The sequence below is a fragment of the Shewanella acanthi genome, assembly GCF_019457475.1.
In the GTDB taxonomy this organism is placed as follows: domain Bacteria; phylum Pseudomonadota; class Gammaproteobacteria; order Enterobacterales; family Shewanellaceae; genus Shewanella; species Shewanella acanthi.
Genome location: NZ_CP080413.1, coordinates 3,072,070 through 3,086,765 on the forward strand (window position 1 = coordinate 3,072,070; position 14,696 = coordinate 3,086,765).

At 42.6% G+C, this 14,696-nt stretch carries 14 protein-coding genes; 2 read left to right on the forward strand and 12 right to left on the reverse strand.

Features of this window, described 5'->3' with window-relative positions:
• Positions 1-45 precede the first annotated feature (45 nt).
• Positions 46-1,335, reverse strand: coding sequence for an NAD(P)/FAD-dependent oxidoreductase (locus K0H61_RS13195; protein ID WP_220049832.1), 1,290 nt, complete (start codon positions 1,333-1,335; stop codon positions 46-48).
• Positions 1,336-1,535: 200 nt separating this feature from the next.
• Positions 1,536-1,874 carry a nitrogen regulatory protein P-II gene (gene glnB / locus K0H61_RS13200; protein ID WP_220049833.1) on the reverse strand — a complete coding sequence of 113 codons (339 nt, stop codon included), beginning with the start codon at positions 1,872-1,874 and terminating at the stop codon, positions 1,536-1,538.
• Positions 1,875-2,115: 241 nt separating this feature from the next.
• Between glnB and K0H61_RS13205 the strand changes: the two genes are divergently transcribed.
• A complete protein-coding gene (locus K0H61_RS13205) occupies positions 2,116-2,628 on the forward strand; it encodes a GspH/FimT family pseudopilin (RefSeq protein ID WP_220049835.1) in 513 nt (170 codons plus the stop codon).
• Positions 2,629-2,781: 153 nt separating this feature from the next.
• Positions 2,782-3,249, forward strand: coding sequence for a GspH/FimT family pseudopilin (locus tag K0H61_RS13210; protein ID WP_220049837.1), 468 nt, complete (start codon positions 2,782-2,784; stop codon positions 3,247-3,249).
• A gap of 29 nt (positions 3,250-3,278) precedes the next feature.
• Here K0H61_RS13210 and K0H61_RS13215 read toward each other — a convergent pair whose 3' ends face one another.
• The 10 genes from K0H61_RS13215 to ileS all read right to left on the reverse strand — a co-directional run bounded on the left by K0H61_RS13215 (position 3,279) and on the right by ileS (position 14,686).
• Positions 3,279-3,581 (reverse strand): TapY2 family type IVa secretion system protein, encoded by a 303-nt coding sequence (locus tag K0H61_RS13215; RefSeq protein WP_220049839.1) that lies wholly within the window; start codon positions 3,579-3,581, stop codon positions 3,279-3,281.
• On the reverse strand, positions 3,578-3,970 hold the full coding sequence (locus tag K0H61_RS13220) for a type IV pilin protein (protein WP_220049841.1): 393 nt from the start codon (positions 3,968-3,970) through the stop codon (positions 3,578-3,580). The genes K0H61_RS13215 and K0H61_RS13220 overlap by 4 nt, the downstream gene beginning before the upstream one ends.
• A gap of 8 nt (positions 3,971-3,978) precedes the next feature.
• Positions 3,979-7,620: a pilus assembly protein gene (locus tag K0H61_RS13225; RefSeq protein ID WP_220049842.1), complete on the reverse strand. Its 3,642-nt coding sequence runs from the start codon at positions 7,618-7,620 to the stop codon at positions 3,979-3,981.
• On the reverse strand, positions 7,617-8,072 hold the full coding sequence (locus K0H61_RS13230) for a pilus assembly PilX family protein (RefSeq protein WP_220052711.1): 456 nt from the start codon (positions 8,070-8,072) through the stop codon (positions 7,617-7,619). Before K0H61_RS13230 ends, K0H61_RS13225 begins: the two co-directional genes overlap by 4 nt.
• 11 nt (positions 8,073-8,083) lie before the next feature.
• Entirely contained in the window at positions 8,084-9,082 is a 999-nt protein-coding gene (locus tag K0H61_RS13235) for a PilW family protein (protein WP_220049843.1), read from the reverse strand.
• A complete protein-coding gene (gene pilV, locus K0H61_RS13240; protein ID WP_220049845.1) occupies positions 9,083-9,706 on the reverse strand; it encodes a type IV pilus modification protein PilV in 624 nt (207 codons plus the stop codon).
• A 255-nt stretch (positions 9,707-9,961) separates the two neighbouring features.
• Positions 9,962-10,891 (reverse strand): 4-hydroxy-3-methylbut-2-enyl diphosphate reductase, encoded by a 930-nt coding sequence (gene ispH, locus K0H61_RS13245; protein ID WP_220052712.1) that lies wholly within the window; start codon positions 10,889-10,891, stop codon positions 9,962-9,964.
• A gap of 28 nt (positions 10,892-10,919) precedes the next feature.
• Complete coding sequence (fkpB, locus tag K0H61_RS13250) at positions 10,920-11,342, reverse strand: FKBP-type peptidyl-prolyl cis-trans isomerase (RefSeq protein WP_220049847.1); 423 nt, start codon at positions 11,340-11,342, stop codon at positions 10,920-10,922.
• A complete protein-coding gene (gene lspA, locus K0H61_RS13255) occupies positions 11,342-11,854 on the reverse strand; it encodes a signal peptidase II (RefSeq protein WP_220049849.1) in 513 nt (170 codons plus the stop codon). The genes fkpB and lspA overlap by 1 nt, the downstream gene beginning before the upstream one ends.
• A 9-nt stretch (positions 11,855-11,863) precedes the next feature.
• Positions 11,864-14,686 (reverse strand): isoleucine--tRNA ligase, encoded by a 2,823-nt coding sequence (ileS, locus tag K0H61_RS13260; RefSeq protein WP_220049850.1) that lies wholly within the window; start codon positions 14,684-14,686, stop codon positions 11,864-11,866.
• Positions 14,687-14,696: the final 10 nt, after the last annotated feature.

Sequence of the window (14,696 nt, forward strand, 5' to 3'; positions counted from 1 at the left end):
ACAAAACAGAGAGCTTATGCTCTCTGTTTTACTAACTATATGTTTTTAATGCAGCTTTAATTTAGGCCGATGCCATTTCAGCAGCTTCTGCGCAACTCGATACACTATGGCAGAGAACCAACCGTACAGACTCGCTAAATGTCGTTGATATAAGGATATATACATCATTCTTGCAATATGTCCTTCAACGAAGAAACTCCCCGAACGAAGATTTCCCATTAAATTACCGACTGCGGAAAAACGGCTTAATGACACTAATGAACCATAGTCTTTATAGATGAATGGCTTCTCATCCTTTCCTTGTAAGCGATTAACAATATTATCAAATAACGTATCCGCCATTTGCGAAGCAGCCTGTGCGCGGGGAGGAATCACTTTTCCTGAATCCAAAGTAAGCAATGCACAATCGCCAAGCGCATAAATGTCTGTTTGGCCTTTGACTCGCATACAAGTATCAACTTCAATCTGATTACGCGGGGTGATTGGCAGCTCGCTAAAGTATGCAAAAGCATCAGGGCCTTTGACTCCAGCAGCCCACACTTTTAAGTTTGCCGGAATGACATTGCCATCTTGAGTGATAAAACCTTCTTTAGTAACTTCTTTTACCTGCACGCCAATATGCAAACGAATCCCGATTTTATCCAGCACTGCTTGGGCGCGAGAGCTTACACGCTCAGGGAGTTGAGGTAGGATTTTGGGCGAGGCCTCAATTAAATGTACTTCTAAATGCTGCTTAGAAATATTGAGATAACCGTATTCCTTCACAGATTCAATTACATGGTGGAGCTCTGCCGCGAGCTCAACACCTGTTGCCCCAGCGCCAACGATGCCAATACTGACTTTTTCCTGGGTTTCATTGAGTTGCAATAACGCATCGAGTAGTTTTTGATGGAAAAGATTAGCCTTCTCAAGGCTATCGAGGAAGATACAATGCTGCTCTGCCCCCTTGGTATTAAAACTATTGGAGACACCACCTAGGGCGAAAACAAGATAATCAAATTGAATTTGGCGGGGTTCTAACAAGAGTTCACCCGAGTCATTGTTAACAGCAGCAAGTTGAATGGTTTTATTGGCGGGATCGCAGCTTTCTAATTCACCCCGAATATATCGATAGCCGTTTTTAAGCCCATGATCTCGGTAGAGTAATCCTTCTATCGATTGATCAATCACCCCCACGGCAACTTCATGCAGCTTAGGTTTCCAAATATGGATTGGACTTTTATCAATTAAACAAACATCGACTTTATCACCACTACCGTATTTACGACCTAGTTTTGAAGCTAACGCCAAACCCGCGGCGCCACCACCAACAATTACGATTCTTGTTGTAGCCAAAATGACAACTCCGAAACATATCAAGTGGCTAATTTATACCATGGATCAGTTTTCAAATAACTAGATAATCCTAATTAAGCGAAACAGATTTCATTAAAATTTATTTAAATACAGTAGATTCATCTACCTTGTAGATTAAAAGTAGGGGGGCAAACAAAAAGGGCCATAGGGCCCTTTATGATTCAGCGAATGAGGAAGAATTAAACCGCTTCTTCGTTTTCTTCACCGGTGCGAATGCGGATAACACGCTCGACGTCGGAAACAAAGATTTTGCCATCACCAATTTTACCAGTGCGCGCAGTATCCACAATTACATCAATCGCTTGTTCAACCAAATCATCTTGAATGACTAATTCAATTTTCACCTTAGGTAAAAAATCGACCATGTACTCAGCGCCACGATAAAGTTCAGTATGGCCCTTTTGACGACCAAAGCCCTTTACCTCAAGTACCGTCATCCCGGTAATACCGATTTCAGCAAGTGACTCGCGCACATCATCTAATTTAAAAGGTTTAATAATGGCTTCAACTTTCTTCATGAAAAAATTCCTCGGCACTTGCTTAAAATAAACGAAAACAATATCACTAGCTTACACGTGGTTAGCGCAATATTGAAGTCTAGATCTGCTTAGGTGATAAAACACAGTTTCTACGGACATTTTTAAGCCAAATTTCTAAAATCGTTCAAGCAAGCTAAGAATATGCTTATATACTTAGTTGCATAACTTAGAAAAAGCGTTTGCTGGATGCGGGCGCGGTGATAACTGACAGGGATATGTTATGAATCGCTTATCTTATGGCTTTACGCTTATCGAATTGCTCGTCACCATTACCGTTGCCGCGATATTGCTTGCAATCGGCATCCCCTCTCTGGTCGATTTTTATACCCGTTACCGCGCAGATAGCAATGTTAAACAAATTCAACAAACGCTAATGTTCGCTAGAAATCATGCAATATCGCTGGGGAGGAAAGTATCTGTATGCGCCCTAGTTGAGAGCAAATGCAGTTACAACTGGCAAGTCGGCGTTAGCGTCTTTATCGATGCCAATGAAAACAATCAATTCGATGGTGATGATAGCTTGCTAAATGTCATCAATGCCTTTAGTAGTCAGGACACTGTGAGCAGTAATCGCATTGTATTCCGCTTTAGAGCAGATGGCCTCGCCTCTGGCACCAACGGCACAATCAAATACTGTCCATCTGACGCTAAGAGTCCCTATTCAAAATCAGTCATAGTTAACCAAGCAGGAAGAGCAAGAATATCCACGGCGAATGATGTTACATGCAACTGATAATGATACGAAAAAGCGTAGAGTTATAATCCAATCTTAACAACCTAAAAAGGACATAACTTAAACAATTTCACTGTGATAGGAGAAAAATAGATACTGAAATCAAGAGCACTCTCGCTTATACTTAATTAAGTATCGGTGAGGATAAAGCATATGCAGAAGAAATTGCGCGGTTTTACGTTAGTAGAATTAATGGTCACCATTGCCGTGGCTGCTATCTTACTCGCTATCGGGGTACCTTCACTCACCAGCATCTATGAAAGCGTACGCGTCAACAATAACATCACCAAAATCCACGACATTATGGTGTTTGCGAGGAGCCAAGCGATCAGTTATGGAATACCTGTCACAGTATCTGCAACAAACGGTGCATGGAAAAATGGAATAAAAGTAGTTGCAGGAAGCAAAGAACTGCGTGTTATCGACGCTTTCAATAGCAGTGATTCACTTAAAGAAAAAAGCGACGTCACTAGCTTTAGCTTCACCAGTGAAGGAATACTACCTGTGGACAGTCCAATTAATATAATTTATTGTCCAGGCGGTGAGGCTTCAAACTCCAAAAGTGTGACTGTCAGTATTAGTGGATTAATTTCCTACGGAACAGATGGCAACAGCTGCTAATATTTTATTAGCAGCTATCTAAGAATATCCTATCTCAAAGTCTTCGCATCAAGTTGCTTACTTTCTTCAGAGCTAAAGTCTTGACTTAAAGGCACGCACTCTACAACATCTTTAATAAAGTACTTTTTACCGTCAGAGCTTTTACGTTGTTTACTAGGCAAACTTGCCGCATTCAAACTTGCTTCATCCATTTTCCAGTGGTAGAAAATAACTTTATCGCCTTTGGCGGAAGTAATATGGCACTTATAGTCCTGTGAAGTCTGCGACGAAGCTGCAGCTAAAGTCATCACAGGCATAACCACCGACATCAAACCAACAATTAATCTAATCATTTCCAACACTCCGCTGAAGGCCCTTTTGCTCCTGTAGATGTAAGGGTTATTGTTCCACAAGTTGTATCACGTACTTGGGAGCCAGCAGCATTTGCGGTAGCTGTAAATGAACTCCCCCCAGTAGTGGTTAAACTGTATTTTCCATGTTCAGTTACAAAAGGATCATCTAAACCTAAATCAGTTAAATCTTCAGCATAAGTTCGATTATCTAAATAATATTGTTCCTGTAGATTGGCTACTTTCATCAATGCTGCAACACCTTCAGAGCGACCACTACGAATGACGTAATCCACGTAAGAGGGATAAGCGATAGAGGCTAAAATTCCTATAATCACAACAGTGATCATCACCTCTATCAATGTAAATCCCTTTGTATTTATAAATTTCATTAATCTAATTACTCATCAATATGGTAGTAAATTTTATTAGTGTCTAAGCCGGAGTCTAAGTCGACTGTCCCAGTGCAATTCTGACCATCTTTATCGCAAGTTCCCTTACCAATGATTAATACAGGATCAGGAATGATATCCTGCTCACCTTCTTTCTCAGCAGGAATGATTGGAGGCGTAATAATGGTTGGCGGTTGTGGTATGCAATTATCGCAAACATTCATTTCGGAATATAAACCACCTTTATGCAAGTCAAAAGTATAAAGTTTTCCTTCGGTTAATACTGCGCAAGTATCAGCATCTTGAGCAGGGCCTGCTGGTGTAAATGATGTGAAATATACTTTGCCTTTAATGATAACTGCTGGTGATAGACTTTTTTCGCCAGAACCAGACAAGCTATAATACCAACCACGTTTTTCACCAAAGTTAATATTCTCAGTTTGTGTATCAGGAACACCTTGAGTAGCTACATCATAGAGATCCGTATATTTTATTGGACTTGGAACTGCCATCTGGCCATCACCATCTCCAAACTGCTGCGTAACAACATTTCGATCCTGTAAAACAAAAAACTTATCATCAACATTGGTACTAAGTGGATCTGCACGATTACCAGACCCCAATGTCACAGCATCGTAACTTACATTTTGAGAAGTTATGGCTGTAGTTACATTACCATCTGCGTCGGTCACACTTACCTTGCTAATGTTAGTAAAATAGGTTTGTGCTACTGCTGGCTCATAGAAAAAACGACGATCACTTGCTCCTGTACCGCCTAACTCTGCAAATTTGTATGCCCCCCATGCAGAGGGAGTAGTCGATGGCATATCCATACGCCAGACATTGCCACCTAAATCTGAAGCATATAAACGGTCGGTAATACCATCGCCATTACTATCTAAGGTTGCAATGGAACCTACTATCGAATCTGTAATGCCTGGTAATACAGTATTTAAGGGGCCATCCCCCACGCCAAAGGTGCGTAAAAGAGTACCAGTATCTGCATCAACAATATAAACCATCCTGCCATCAGAATCCTTACCACTGCCAGAATCATAAGCATTGTTATAGCCACCACCGAAAATCAACACAGGCTTGCCATCATTAGCGGGGATCTTCGTAATTACTGGCGTCGACCAAGTTTGACCTAATTCCTCAAAACCTGAATCTGTATTTGAAATTTCCCATTTTAATTTAGGTGTCGAAGTACTGACATCCATAGCGAAATAGGACTGACCACCACGGCCCATACCGAAATATAGCCACGCTTTAAATGTGTCACCTCGGTCAACATAGGCTATTGGCGTTCCATCTAAGCCATATACTGCATGGCCTAAAGCATAATTGTTACTACGAATGCGGCTCAAATTGGGAAGTAACTGGTATGGTAAAAATGCCCAACTCTCAGTAACTTTATCACCTTCATCTTTAAATGCATGCATCATCCCATGATTAGTGCCGACAAAAATCATATTATAATTGCCGTAATCTATCGCTAATGGCCTAGAGTGTAATGGATCGCCCATAATATCCGCTCGGATATCACCTTCACGAGCCCCATCTAATCCAACCCCAATAGAGGTATACTCCGCCACAGAACCGTCCGTGTTCTCCTTAGCAACATCAACGTTCCAACCGAAAATCCAGCGAAAAGCTTTCGTCAACTGGTTAGAAGCATCACTAATATCTAACCCCATATAGCGTGCTAATGCCACATACATATCAGATTCAGAAGGAGATGATATATCTTGAGCATATTTTGCAGCAGTATCTTTCACCAATGGTTGCAGCTCAGAATTAAAATCACTATAAATTGTCCGCGAAGCTGGATTTATCCTTCTAGCAGCACCACCTGCTGCTACAATATTAGCACCGTCTTCCTCATTACCATCATCACCGACATACCCAATATCTCCTTTAGCACTACAATAGCTCCATATTGTGCAAGATGTAGCAGCCAAACCACCTGAAGAATCGATTGCACCTTTCCCAGTAGCATCAACTAAAACCCCAGATGAGTTCACTTTCAATTTTTTTAAATTTCCAGTCCACTTTGGACTTTGTGAAGGCTCAAAAAGCGCATAATAAGCGGCATCGAGTGTTCGAGTGGGATCTGCACTGCTGAATGCCACCCCTGGGGCGGAAAAACGCTGTCCCGTTTGCTCAATTTCCGCAACTATTTTGGTAATCGCTTCGACTAACTCAACAGTATTGTCCGCGGCTGTATATGTACCGAAATCACCAGACCGTTTCGCCGTCTCTATCAATAATGGCTCAGCATGTTCCTCATCTTTTCCTAAGCTAAAACCAATAGTATGAGTAATAACACGCTGGAATCCATTGTCATCATTGTTGTCCAAATCATTATTAAACATATACTCAGCTAGAGCGGGTAAGTAACTTGTTTTTGCGGGAATATCACCCGAGGCTTCTGCATATGTATAGGGTTTTCCACCTAAGGATTGTATTAAAGTATCAGCACTGGTATCTAAAACAGGCGCACCGTCGGTGATATAAATAATATGACCAACTTTGTTACACTTAGATAATGGTGAAATATAACTCCCATTGGATTCAGCACTAGTGTCATACATTGGCTGATTTGCTGTATAATGAATCGCCCCACCATTATAATTTTTATCCGCATGCCCGTATTTTATTTCTCCACCGCTAAAATAACGAAATGCTTCATATAATGTCTCACATAAAGGAGTATTAGTATCTGCGGGTAAATTCGTAATAGTTTTAATCAGCGCGTCTTTTTCAGCAGGGGTACGGGGTTTAATCGCCGCAACAATCCTTCCACCATCACTATCTCCCTCTTTGGGATAATTTAGGTTATATACTGCTAATCCAAAATCAATGGAAAATACGGTACTCACTACGCTTGAAATAGCATCTTTTGCAATAGCCAATCTGGTTTGATCTGGATAAGTGCCAGGAGTTGTATTACCTTCCTCAAGTTTTTTTTGATACTCCCTATACCAACGTAAATAATTAGCGGTATAAAGTGTTACTAATTCTCCCGAATTAAAATTATTTACTGCAGCTTTAGGTCCCCATGGTTCCGCTTTACTATCTTGAGGATAACCAGTCATAAACCCCGTGCTTGGTGTTGTATCATTATTATTACTTTCATACCCAGCATCAACGTCTTCCCAGCAATCCACCGGATTATTTTCATCTTTACCTGAATTTTGTTTAATCGGCTGCCAAGTTCCTTTGCCATTACCATTCTGAATATATTCGCGGATATGACCAGAAAATCGACCGTATTTTTCTAATGACTTCCTTGCTACATAACAACCATTTAGTAGGTCATTAAATCGATTTGTTTCAGATGGGCTATCAGGTATCCCAAGACCAGATTCATCCAATCCGGTACCGATCGTAAAATAAATCATGCCATCATCATAGGAATGAGCGCTATCGATTGGCAGATAAGGTTTGTTTGGATCATTGATGTATCCGCCGGGCAAGCCTTCAACAAGGGTATCCATACTGGCAGAGTTATCAAAAATAATAAGCACTTGTGGCCTAACTTTATTCTGGGCAGGATTCAAATAAATATCAGTATCATCCGCATGCGTGTGTGCAGGGATAGCTAAGGCAGCCACAAAACCTGCGAATAACATTCTATTAAGTTTCATGATCCACTCCCATTTAACACTTCTTGCTCAATACCTGTAACCACAATTAGTCGCCCTAAATTTTCCCTGCCAAAGTTAACACTACTGGAGATTTCAAGCCTTCGACATTTAAATAGATCCGTTCCACTTGCTTTTGAACTTCTCTGACAAGACACATCTTTTGCATCTGGATTTCCATCACTATCAAGAGGTAGAGGCGTTAGTGTTTGGTTACCATCTAAAAAAGTTGAATCATCTCTCTCAGCTAATTTTGCCAGCTCTGCAGCAGAGTTATTCAGTAAAACTCTGTCAATAGCCCCATCAGCTAAAGCTTTCGCTTCAATTCTTTCTGAACTAGCCCCTGCCATTCTTAAGGACTGAGTGGAGTTAACAGCCAAAGCAACTCCGATTACAGTCATAATAAGTAGAACTATTAAGGCAAAAAATAACACTACACCCTTTTGCTTTTTCATCATTAACCTCATTAACTGCGTATTAATACTGGGTTTTCTAATACAACAGTTGTCGATAAAACTTTACGACGATAATGATCTTCAGGTGGACGAATTGTTTTATCACCTAGCTGATAAGTCGTTTCATTGGTATAACTGCGGTCTTCATTTATTGAACGAACTAATATAAATATCTTAATAGCAACTAAACGTTGAAATCCCACATTATCCCACATCGCAACATCAACATTTTCTGCTGAAACAAAGCTATCGGGGGTACTATCACCGTCATTATCAAAACCATAGAGATACCTGATATTGTCAATCCCCTCTACAAGCTGCTGTCCAGTCCCCATTCCATTTATCCCTAAAGTTTTTCGCTTTAAAACAGGGATATTTTGAGATTCATTTTCAATGTAATAAACATGATGCTGGTACTCCCATAATCGGGCATTTTCGATTGGTATATCGACTGGCTCTTTCCCAGTGAAAAATATCGCTTCAGAAGTGTTTGTAACTACATTAATTGTATTCGTCGGCCCTTCTGAAAGGCTAGGACCTATAAATCTTTTTAATTGAATGACATCTGTCTCAGATTTCACATTTTCAGATGTTAAACAGCTTAAAGTCTCTGAAGAGTCACCATTTTCATAGCCCCAGAGTCTTCTAAAATGTGCAGGTTGGTTATTAGGTAATGTCGCATTATTTAGGCCAGCTCCAATACAATCATTAGCAACAGCCGTTTTTAAAGTAGTATTCACACCAAGGATAAAGTCAGTACCTGTCATATCCCCCATAAAGGCAATCTGACTAATATCCCGCTCCAAGATCGCCAGTGCTATCCGACCATTTTCCTGTAACTGATTAAATTGACTAGTTGTTGTTACATTTGAGGAAGACATGCTAAACATGGTAAAAACGCCTGCAGTTAAAAATAAACCAATGACCATTGCAACCATTAATTCAACAAGAGATAAGCCATGTTGTACGTTTTTGCTATGAGAGGCCTTATGCCTTAATGTAACATTCATCTATATAATCACTGTATTAATGACGAATAAACGTCGATTGTCTATCGCTGCATCCGCAAAACAATTAGCTACAACACTCTTGTTTGCACTGATGTTACCATCTTCAGCATCAATAACTTCGTATGGTTTCACAGTTGTTTCACGGATACCCCGCCAAACTATCGCGACAACAACATAATTACCTTTAGCACCATCACTAACAATCTCATTCATTCCGATACATGCAGTTGCAGAATCTAACCCTCCCACATTTTCTGTACCAACAACCTCCAATGAACCAAATAAAGCTTTTCCCCAATCGTATTTGTCCCATGTAGCCATTTGTCCAGGAGAACATACCTGAGTTTCGCAATTCTCTGCCATAGAGGGAGGTTCTTTGTAATTATATGTTCCCACATAATTTGCCAGCTGAGTGCGATTCAACTTCATCCGATTAATAATATCAGTGGCATAGTAAGATGCTTGCGTCTGTTGAAATGACTCAAAGCTGCCCCGCTTGGCGACGATATGCAGATTAAATATGCCGATTAGGCCAATGACAAGGATCACTAGCGCGACGAGCACTTCGATTAACGAAATGCCCTTTTGGTATTTTGTGTGCGTCAAACGTTCATTTTTAGTCATATTTTTGACAAGCTTTTCAGCGTTTTACTCTTTTAAAATCTTAATCTTACGCAAAAAAATTTGCTAGTAGTTAATCATAGATGAGTAAAATGTAATAGGCCAGTAACAATAGCATATAAGACCTAATCTCATTATGCTTTAGCTGCATTTAGTGTATCGCATGCAATAAAAAAGAGGCCTAGGCCTCTTTTAAATACGTTCAGGTTATTAACCCATTTTTAGCTCAGCGCGGATTCAGGCATACGCCACTCGTTTCTAACGAAGCTCCGCGGGTACTGCAAAGACAGTATCTTCTTTACGACCTTCAACTTCAGTCACCACACTTGGGGCTAATTTAGCAATGGCCTGCACTACTTGCTGTACCAGTACCTCTGGTGCTGAAGCGCCTGCAGTTACCGCAACCTTAGTCACATTATCAAACCAACTGGCATCGATATCATCTGCCGTATCAACCAAATAAGATTGCGTTCCGGTTTTGAGTGCTAATTCACGTAGACGGTTCGAATTTGAACTATTTTTAGAACCCACAACAATAAGTAAATCCACATCGGCAGACAAGTTTCGCACAGCATCCTGACGGTTTTGCGTGGCGTAACATATGTCATCCTTACGTGGACCTTCGATGGATGGGAAACGCTTTTGCAGCGCGGTGATAATATCCATAGTGTCATCCACCGACAGTGTCGTTTGGGTGACAAAACACAGATTACTTGGATCGCGCACTTCTAAGGTTTCAACATCCGCAGGGGATTCAATCAGATAAACGCCACCATTGGGGTTATCGTATTGCCCCATGGTTCCTTCAACCTCAGGGTGTCCCGCATGGCCAATCAGAATACATTCGATACCTTTGCGACTCGCTCGGGTTACCTGTAAATGCACCTTAGTGACTAATGGACATGTTGCATCGAATACCCGTAGACCACGTTTTTTGGCTTCTGCGCGTACCGCTTGCGAAACACCATGGGCACTAAAGATAACAATATTGTTATCTGGTACTTGGTCTAACTCTTCGACAAATACCGCGCCGCGATCCTTAAGGTTTTGCACCACATAACGGTTATGTACCACTTCATGGCGAACATAAATCGGTGGCGAAAACAGTTCTAGGGCACGTTCTACAATACTAATGGCGCGATCCACACCAGCACAGAAGCCGCGTGGGTTAGCCAGCATAATATTCAAACCTGGGCTGGTTGGATCTAATTTCATCTTACAATACCTTCACTACGTCCAGCTCAAATGTCACTTTACGTCCAGCTAAAGGATGATTGAGATCCACAGTAATAGAATCGCCGGCAACTTCGCGCACAATGCCAGGGATTTCACTTCCTCCAGGTCCTGCGAAGCTTACGATAACCCCCGCTTCGAGTTCCATATCGGCAGGAAAACGTGTTCTATCCATATAATGAATCGCATCTGGATTGGACTCGCCAAAGGCATCAACGGCTTCGAGTGTAAAGCTGTGTTTATCACCTTCGTTTAGCGCTTCAAGCTGTGCTTCAAACGCAGGGCTTAAGGTGCCATCTCCAATATTTAAGCGCGCAGGTTTACCCGACGCTTTAGTACTGTCAGCGGTTGAACCATCCTCAAGCACAATATTCATATGGCACAACAAAGAACGTGTTACCGTCACTACTTCACCCCTTCGGTCGTATCTTGTTCCGAATTACTGTTAAAAAATGCATCCCAAATGATCAGCACTGCACCAATAAAGATTGCCGAATCTGCAATATTAAAGGCGGGATAATGGCTCTTTCCCCAATAAAAATCGATAAAATCCACCACAAATCCGTGCATTAATCGATCGATAAGGTTACCTAACGCACCACCAATCACTAAGGTATAGGCAAGGTTCAGCTTCCACAATGAAGCCGCTTGCTTACGTAACCATACAGTAAGCAGAGTGCTAAAACCGATAGCTACAATGGTGAATAACCAGCGTTGCCAGCCACCCGCTTCACTTAAAAAGCTGAACGCGGCGCCGTAGTTACGCACATAGGTGAAATTAAAAAAGGGTAATAATTGCACCGATTCAAACAGTTCAAATTTGGCTAACACCCATTGTTTGGATAGTTGATCGGCCAAAAACACCAATACAACTACCCAATACCAACGTAAGCCACTGTCTTTCCAAGTTAATGGCATACAGATCCTTTACGCAAACAGACGAACTTCGCCGTCACCTTCAATATTGGTTACGCAGCGATGACACAGCGTTGAATGGGCTTCAATAGTGCCAACCTCTTCCCTATGGTGCCAACAACGTTCACATTTTTGCGCTTCTGTCGCACTGACAATCAGTTTTAACGAAGCCAGTTCAGTCTCAACCGCATCGCTCGTCGCATCCGTTAATGGCAGTAATTTAGCTTCAGACGTTAACAGCACGAAACGCAGCTCATCACCGATATGAGTTAACTGCTCGGCTAACGCGGCGTCGGCAAATAAGGTTACTTCGGCTTCTAATGAGCCTCCGATACGTTTATCACGGCGAGCCTGCTCAATCACTTTGTTAACTTCGTTACGAACGGTCAGTAGATTTTCCCAGTAGGCATCGCTTAAGTCAGTGTCTAACGTGACGGCTTGTAAACCTTGATACCATTCTTGAGTAAAGACATAGGCATCGCGTTGACCTGGCAGTAATTGCCACACTTCATCGGCGGTAAAGCTTAGGATTGGCGCAATCCAACGCACCATAGCTTCGGCAATGTGGAACAATGCCGACTGACAGCTACGGCGAGCATGGCCTTCCTGCTTCGCGGTATACTGACGGTCTTTAATAATATCTAAGTAGAAGCTACCTAACTCTACCGAGCAGAACTGCATTAGCTTTTGAGTCACAATATGGAAGTTATATTGCTCATAAGCTTCAATAATTTCCTGCTGCAACGCCGCTGTGCGACGAACAGCCCAGCGATCCAGTGCAACCATATCTTCAACGGCCACTAAATCCTTTGCTGGGTCGAAACCATTTAAGTTAGCCAATAAGAAGCGGGCAGTGTTACGGATACGACGATAGGCATCGGCGCTACGGTTTAAGATTTCATCGGAAACCGTCATCTCACCGCTATAGTCCGTTGCTGCAACCCATAAACGCAGAATATCGGCGCCTAATTTATTAGTTACTTGCTGCGGCGCAATCACGTTACCAATAGATTTCGACATCTTGCGGCCTTTACCGTCAACGGTAAAACCGTGAGTAAGCACTTGCTTGTAAGGTGCTTTGCCGTTCATCGCAGTTGAAATCATCAGTGATGACATAAACCAGCCGCGGTGTTGATCGCTACCTTCAAGGTATAAATCGACACCATGACCGTGGAACTCTGGGCGAGCGGCAACAACTGACGCAAAGGTAGAACCAGAGTCGTACCATACGTCTAAGGTATCAGTCACTTTACGGTATTGGTCGGCTTCTTCACCTAACAGCTCAGTAGCGTCGAGATCCCACCATGCTTGAATACCCTCTTGTTCGATACGGCTTGCTACACGAGCCATTAACGACACACTATCAGGGTGCAGCTCTTCGGTTTCGCGATGCACAAACAGGGTGATTGGCACGCCCCAAGTACGTTGACGGGAGATACACCAATCTGGACGATTCTCAACCATCTTCTCGATACGGCTTTGGCCCCAATCAGGGATCCACTGCGTCTGCTCAATTTCACTTAATGCTTGCTTACGCAGACCATGGTTATCCATAGAGATAAACCACTGCGGCGTTGCACGGAAGATAATTGGCGTTTTGTGGCGCCAGCAATGTGGATAGCTGTGACGATAGGCAACATGATGTAATAGCACGCCTTTTTCTTTCAGCAGTGCAACCACATTATCGTTGGCTTTGAATACGTGCTGCCCTGCAAAGAACTCAGTATCTGGCTTATAAACACCGTTATCGCCAACTGGGTTTGCCACTTCTAAGCCGTATTTTTGACCTACTACGAAGTCGTCTTGACCGTGACCAGGTGCAGTGTGCACCACGCCGGTACCTGCGTCAGTGGTGACGTGGTCACCTAAAATTGCTGGTACATCAAAGCCTAAGAATGGATGATTAAAGCGAACCAGCTCAAGTGCAGCACCTTTAACTTTACCTACTACGTTATGACTCTCGGCGCCGTAACGTGTCATACAAGCTTCAACTAACACATCGGCTAAGATCACCGCGTGAGTCACGCCCTCTTTCACAAATTCAACCAAGCTGTAGTCAAGCTCAGGGCTGATAGATAAGGCGCGGTTGGCAGGCAGCGTCCAAGGTGTGGTTGTCCAAATCACCATAGACACAGGATGTGAGTAATCGCTTACCCCAAACTTGGCGGCAACAGCTTTGCTATCGGTAGCAGTAAAGGCCACATCGATTGCAGGAGACGTTTTATCTTCGTATTCAACCTCGGCTTCAGCCAGAGCAGAACCACAGTCAGTACACCAGTGAACAGGCTTAACACCCTTATGTAGGTGACCGTTTTCAATCACTTTTGATAGTGAACGAACGATGTTGGCTTCGGTCGCAAAGTCCATTGTCAGGTATGGCTTTTGCCAATCCCCCAATACACCTAAACGAATAAAGTCGGCGCGCTGACCATCGACTTGCTCGGCGGCATATTTACGGCATTCTTCACGGAATTCGGCCGCTGAAATCTTTTGACCTGGCTTACCGACTTTTTGCTCAACTTTCAGTTCAATTGGCAGACCGTGGCAATCCCAACCAGGCACATATGGCGCGTCAAAACCAGCCATGGTTTTTGACTTAACGATAATGTCCTTGAGAATTTTGTTTACTGAGTGACCAATATGAATACTGCCGTTCGCATACGGTGGGCCGTCGTGCAAAATAAAAGGCGTGCGGCCGATTCGGCTATCACGGATCTGCTGATACAGACCATCTTTCGTCCAGCGCTCTAACATCTCTGGCTCGCGATTTGCCAAATTACCACGCATCGGAAACTCAGTTTCCGGCAAATTCAAAGTAAATTTATAGTCGCTCATTGATCCTATA

Bases quoted from the DNA above. Each gene is read 5' to 3' on its own strand.
- K0H61_RS13230 (WP_220052711.1), bottom strand. From the start codon at position 8,072: ATGAAAAAGCAAAAGGGTGTAGTGTTATTTTTTGCCTTAATAGTTCTA.
- pilV (WP_220049845.1), bottom strand. From the start codon at position 9,706: ATGACTAAAAATGAACGTTTGACGCACACAAAATACCAAAAGGGCATT.
- ileS (WP_220049850.1), bottom strand. From the start codon at position 14,686: ATGAGCGACTATAAATTTACTTTGAATTTGCCGGAAACTGAGTTTCCG.
- lspA (WP_220049849.1), bottom strand. From the start codon at position 11,854: ATGCCATTAACTTGGAAAGACAGTGGCTTACGTTGGTATTGGGTAGTT.
- K0H61_RS13210 (WP_220049837.1), top strand. From the start codon at position 2,782: ATGCAGAAGAAATTGCGCGGTTTTACGTTAGTAGAATTAATGGTCACC.
- K0H61_RS13235 (WP_220049843.1), bottom strand. From the start codon at position 9,082: ATGAATGTTACATTAAGGCATAAGGCCTCTCATAGCAAAAACGTACAA.
- K0H61_RS13220 (WP_220049841.1), bottom strand. From the start codon at position 3,970: ATGAAATTTATAAATACAAAGGGATTTACATTGATAGAGGTGATGATC.
- K0H61_RS13205 (WP_220049835.1), top strand. From the start codon at position 2,116: ATGAATCGCTTATCTTATGGCTTTACGCTTATCGAATTGCTCGTCACC.
- K0H61_RS13225 (WP_220049842.1), bottom strand. From the start codon at position 7,620: ATGAAACTTAATAGAATGTTATTCGCAGGTTTTGTGGCTGCCTTAGCT.
- K0H61_RS13215 (WP_220049839.1), bottom strand. From the start codon at position 3,581: ATGATTAGATTAATTGTTGGTTTGATGTCGGTGGTTATGCCTGTGATG.
- glnB (WP_220049833.1), bottom strand. From the start codon at position 1,874: ATGAAGAAAGTTGAAGCCATTATTAAACCTTTTAAATTAGATGATGTG.